Raw genomic sequence first — 302 nt, forward strand, 5'->3', positions numbered from 1 at the left:
CTGATCGAGTTCAAGCTGGTGACGCTCGCCGGCTTCGTGCTGTTGCCGTTCGCCTTCTTCAGCAAGACCGCCTTCATGGCCGAGAAGGTGTTGGGCCATGTCGTCTCCACCGGCATCAAAGTTCTCGTGCTCGCCGTCATCACCGGCATCGGCACGACGTTGTTCAGTCAATTCACCGCCGCCGCTGGCCCAGAGCCCACGCTGGAGCAAGCGATGTCGATCGCGCTCGGCGCGCTGTCGCTGCTTGGCTTGGCGATCTTCGGCCCCGGCGTAGCGAACGGCATCGTCTCAGGCGGGCCGGC

Annotated in this window: 1 protein-coding gene; it reads left to right on the top strand. The window is 64.6% G+C overall.

The features are described from left to right. Positions 1–302, top strand: a 302-nt coding sequence (locus FLQ44_RS19785) for a type IV secretion system protein (protein ID WP_206209004.1), incomplete at both ends; no start/stop codon positions are given.

Source organism: Vogesella mureinivorans, assembly GCF_007644035.1.
GTDB classification, from domain to species: domain Bacteria; phylum Pseudomonadota; class Gammaproteobacteria; order Burkholderiales; family Chromobacteriaceae; genus Vogesella; species Vogesella mureinivorans.